Genomic DNA, 4610 nt, shown 5'->3' on the forward strand with positions numbered 1-4610 from the left:
GCGACATCCTTATTTCTACAATTGTGGCTACCCTGGCCGGAGCCATCATGTGGATTGCCTCGATTGCCAGGTTTTCAGCTTTTTTCGGCGGCAGAGATGATGACGAGGGCGGCCTTGGAATTATTGGTGTGCTTGCGGTCTCCATGGTGGCCCCCATTGCCGCAATGATCGTTCAGATGGCCGTCTCCAGATCCAGGGAATACCTGGCAGATGCAACGGCCGCAAGTATTACCGGAAATCCCCATGGCCTGGCATCAGCGTTGTCAAAGCTGGGGGGCTTCAGCCGCAGCCGGACTCAGGTTGATGCCAGCCCCGCAACCGCCCATATGTTTATTGTTAATCCGTTGACAGGAAAGCAGATGATGAATCTGTTCTCCACCCATCCGCCTATTGAAGACCGTGTGGCCCGTCTCGTGGGATCGCAGCCGCAGGGTCGCAATTTTCCCGGCAATTTCCGTCAGGAAGACAACAATACCCATTCTTCCGGCACAACCATGGAGGACCGGAGTCGATCATTCTGGGACAACATGTCCTGATAAAAAAGGGGATATCATGGTATTTACCCTGAAAGATATTTTAAGGCTCCAGGTTGCTCCCGCCCTTGGGTACACAGAACCCGTGGCTGTAGCTCTGGCCGCCGCTGCCGCAGCTTCACTGATGGACGAAAGGCCTTTTGAATCCATTGAAGTCTGGGTAGATCCAAATATTTATAAAAATGGTATGGCCGTAACCATCCCCGGTTCCAACAACCTTGCCGGATTGGATAAAGCCGCAGCCTTAGGCGCATTCGGGGGTGATCCAAATTTGGGCCTGGAAGTGCTGGAATCCCTTACTGAACAAACCCTGGATCAGGTCGTTAAATTTTGCTTGGATCCGTCGGTGCCGATCCATCTTCTTGAACATGTCCAGGACCTCTGTGTGCGGGTGTGCATTACCGCCTGCGGCCGGCAGGCAGAAGCGGAAATCAGGGATTTTCATGACCAGATTGTACGGCTGACACTGGACGGAAAGGATATTGAAACCCATCCTTTACTGTTCAATGTTCTTCAAAACAAAGAGCCTGACCGGGCCAGTGTGGAAGAGTGGATCAAGGGTCTGACTTTGGATGAACTTTTGGGCCTTGTAGACCAGCTGGATGATGAGGATCGAAAGTTTCTCAAAGAGGGGGTGGATCTCAATATGCGCCTGGCTGATCATGGACTGAAATACGGGCCGGGGCCGGGGCTGGGTATTGGCAGGGCTTTTGAACGGTTGATTCGGCAAAACCTTATCTGTCAGGACATGGTGCTTGCCGCCCGCATTCTGGCATCCGCAGCAGCTGATGCCAGAATGGCCGGGGTAAACCTGCCGGCCATGAGTTCAGCCGGCAGCGGAAACCAAGGGCTAACCGCTGTGCTGCCCATCTGGGCGGTTAAAGACTATGTAACCGCCTCCGAGGATGTCGTGATTGAGGCCCTGGCCTTAAGCCATATGATCACGGCCTATATCAAGGCCTATACAGGCCGGCTCTCTGCCATCTGCGGCTGCTCCGTGGCCGCCGGGGCGGGTGCGGCCGCAGGCGTGGCCTATCTGCTGGGTGGCACCACCCTCCATATTGCCGGGGCCATCACCAACCTCATCGAAGATCTGGCCGGGGTGATTTGTGATGGTGCCAAACCCGGATGCGCCCTGAAGCTGGCCACGGCAGCCGGAACCGCAGTCCATTCAGCCCTGTTCGCCCTCCAGGGCGTCCGGGTTCAGGCCACCGATGGTATCGCCGGTGTCTCTCCGGAAAAGACAATGCAGAACATCGGCACCCTGTCCCGGGAAGGCATGATTGAAACAGACCGCACCATACTGAAAATCATGATCGAAAAAAATTTACCGAAAAATAGTGATCACGGACAGGCCCGGGATCACTTAAAATAGGTTCATATTTGTTTCTTAGATAATTTTGAGTCGAATTGTTCTTTGTTGATGACAAACCTGGCATGCTGCCCTTTTGAAATGCGGTCAACACCATCATGTGCCTCTACATTAAAGACCAGTTTTTTCCCCTTGACTTCTGTTAATTCAGCGGTAACCGTGATTTCCAAACCCGGGGGTGTTGCGGCTTCATGGCTGACGTCGATGTGTATACCCACGGTCTGTTCCTGGGGCCAGTCAATGTGCGGTATGACGGCTTTTATACATGTCCATTCAAGCAAACCCACCAGAAATCCCGTGGCAAAGACTTCCGGCATAACCTGAAATTCTTTTGCTTCCGGATAGAGGGCCGGAACGGTTTTTGAGGAAGGTACCGTGAATTTGTGTTCATAGCGTATGCCGGGTTTTAACGTCTCTTTCATTTTGTTCTCCCCTTTCCGCGTCTCTTAGGACGGAGCGATTTTAAAAAATTTGGAATCCGAGTGAAGCATGATATGCGTTTCAGTGGCCTCTACCCCCTCAATATTGCTCAACCCATCTTCAAATATAAAAACATTGAGTTCCTTGATTGAATCGGCCAGGACCTCAACAAAAATATCATATTTTCCCGTGGTGACCCATACGGCGTTGACATTGGGCAGGGCCATGATGTCCTTAACGGCCTTGGCATGGTGGCTGCGCTTGATGTTTATGCCGAGGATGGCCGCCACTTTATTGGACATGGCAAAGGGGTTGACCCGGGCTTCAAGCTTGAGAATGCCCTGCTGGATCAGCCGGTTGACCCGGTTACTCACCGTGCCTTCGGCCACGCCCAGTTCTTTAGCGATACTTTTATACGATTTGCGGGCATCTTCCTGAAGTGCCAGTATAATCTGAATTTCAAGCTCATCCAGGCTCCCGTCTACCAATGTCATGATATTGTCGCTCCTTCGCAGCATGTTGATGAATCCGTATCTATATAATAGAAACATTGGCCGTGATCAAGGCGCTTGTTTCCCATTCACTGCCGGATTTGATGTAAGATGAAAATGCAGCAATGGTTTAATTAAGCGCCCAGAATTTAAAAAGTAAAAGGATCAACTCAGGATTTAAATACAAACTGTTGACACTGCGATTTTAAAAAATTAGAATAAATACGTTATCTTAGCTTTCAATGTGATATGTCATCTAAAATCATTTCGGAGGTTGTCATGTTTACAAAACAGTATCTTAAAACCAAAGATGTGTGCAGAGTCAGATTTAAAGTACGGAAAAAAGTGATTGGAACGGCAGAAACGGTGAATCTGGTTGGTGATTTCAACAATTGGGATGAAAAGGCCGGGGCCATGAAAAAACTCAGAAACGGTGATTTTTCTACGGTACTTGACCTTGAGCCGGAACGCTCCTACCAATTCCGTTATCTGGTGGATGATACCCGCTGGATCAATGATGAAAGCGCGGATATTTATCTGCCTTCTCCCTTTCATGGAGAAGACAACTCAGTTATCACGATATAGGTTTACCCGGCAATTAACGGCCTCAGGGCCCAGTATGGAGTCAGCGCATGTCATATTTTGATTTTTCAAATTTTGAGACCTCCTTTAATAATTACATTAAGTACATTCTGGGCAAGCAACTTGAGCATGCTTCAAAAAATGATCAGTTGAACGCCGTTTCCTATGCCGTTGGCAAGTACCTTATCGATATCAGTTATGATACGCAGAAGCGTTACCAGGAAAATGATGTCAAACGCCTGCATTACCTCTCTCTAGAATTTCTTATCGGCAGGCTTTTAAACAACAATCTGTTAAACTTAGGCATTTATAAGCGATGTAAAAGATTTCTTGAAACAAAGGGCATTGACCTTGATCTTTTGGTGGAGGAAGAACGGGACCCGGCTCTGGGAAATGGCGGCCTTGGGCGTCTGGCTGCTTGTTTTCTTGATTCTTTGGCCTGCCTGAATATGCCGGGATTCGGTTACGGGATCAACTATGATTACGGCTTGTTCAAACAAGTGATTGTTAACGGATACCAGAAGGAAAAACCCGATTACTGGCCCAACCGTAGGTCGCCCTGGCTGATTCGCAGAACAGAAGAGCGATATATGGTCCCCATTTACGGCCGGGTAGAGGGCAGTGTGGACAGAGACGGGGAATATAATCCCACATGGACGAACTGGTCCCTGCTTATTGGTCGCCCCCATGATATCCTGGTTGCCGGTTTCGAAGGCCGTACCGTTAATTATTTGCGGTTGTTCACGGCTGAGGCGTCCGAGGATTTTGATATCGATATTTTCAATGACGGGGACTATTTTAAAGCCGTGGGTCGGAAAATTAAATCCGAGACCATTTCCAAAATTCTTTATCCGTCGGATTCCAAAGAGGTGGGAAAAGAACTTAGGCTGGTCCAGGAGTATTTTCTTGTGGCCTGCTCCTTAAAGGATATTATCCGCAAGTATGAAATGAACCATGACACCTTTGACGATTTTCATAATAAAGTGGCCATTCAACTCAACGATACCCATCCGGCCCTGGCGGTGGCCGAATTGATGCGTATCCTGGTGGATGAAAAAGGCATACAATGGGAAACGGCCTGGGAGATCACTAAAAAAACCCTTGGGTATACCAACCACACCCTGCTGCCCGAAGCCCTGGAAACCTGGCCGGTGAGTATCCTGGAACGCGTGGTGCCCCGGCATATGCAGCTGATCTATGAAATCAACCAGC

The 4610-nt window shown here is 49.3% G+C and carries 6 protein-coding genes; 4 read left to right on the forward strand and 2 right to left on the reverse strand.

The window, feature by feature from the left end:
* Positions 1–536: M48 family metalloprotease (locus AB7U36_RS18900; protein ID WP_428161206.1), on the forward strand; the 536-nt coding region annotated here is incomplete at its 5' end.
* Between the two features lie 16 nt (positions 537–552).
* Complete coding sequence (locus tag AB7U36_RS18905) at positions 553–1908, forward strand: serine dehydratase subunit alpha family protein (RefSeq protein WP_428161207.1); 1356 nt, start codon at positions 553–555, stop codon at positions 1906–1908.
* Between the two features lie 2 nt (positions 1909–1910).
* Here AB7U36_RS18905 and AB7U36_RS18910 read toward each other — a convergent pair whose 3' ends face one another.
* Positions 1911–2327 (reverse strand): thioesterase family protein, encoded by a 417-nt coding sequence (locus AB7U36_RS18910; protein WP_428161208.1) that lies wholly within the window; start codon positions 2325–2327, stop codon positions 1911–1913.
* A gap of 24 nt (positions 2328–2351) precedes the next feature.
* On the reverse strand, positions 2352–2819 hold the full coding sequence (locus AB7U36_RS18915) for an Lrp/AsnC family transcriptional regulator (RefSeq protein WP_428161209.1): 468 nt from the start codon (positions 2817–2819) through the stop codon (positions 2352–2354).
* A 276-nt stretch (positions 2820–3095) separates the two neighbouring features.
* Between AB7U36_RS18915 and AB7U36_RS18920 the strand changes: the two genes are divergently transcribed.
* Positions 3096–3401: an isoamylase early set domain-containing protein gene (locus AB7U36_RS18920; protein WP_428161210.1), complete on the forward strand. Its 306-nt coding sequence runs from the start codon at positions 3096–3098 to the stop codon at positions 3399–3401.
* A 47-nt stretch (positions 3402–3448) separates the two neighbouring features.
* Positions 3449–4610, forward strand: a 1162-nt coding sequence (locus tag AB7U36_RS18925) for a glycogen/starch/alpha-glucan phosphorylase (RefSeq protein ID WP_428161211.1), incomplete at its 3' end; no start/stop codon positions are given.

The organism is Desulfobacter sp., assembly GCF_050177295.1.

Bases quoted from the DNA above. Each gene is read 5' to 3' on its own strand.
- AB7U36_RS18920 (WP_428161210.1), top strand. From the start codon at position 3,096: ATGTTTACAAAACAGTATCTTAAAACCAAAGATGTGTGCAGAGTCAGA.
- AB7U36_RS18915 (WP_428161209.1), bottom strand. From the start codon at position 2,819: ATGACATTGGTAGACGGGAGCCTGGATGAGCTTGAAATTCAGATTATA.
- AB7U36_RS18910 (WP_428161208.1), bottom strand. From the start codon at position 2,327: ATGAAAGAGACGTTAAAACCCGGCATACGCTATGAACACAAATTCACG.
- AB7U36_RS18905 (WP_428161207.1), top strand. From the start codon at position 553: ATGGTATTTACCCTGAAAGATATTTTAAGGCTCCAGGTTGCTCCCGCC.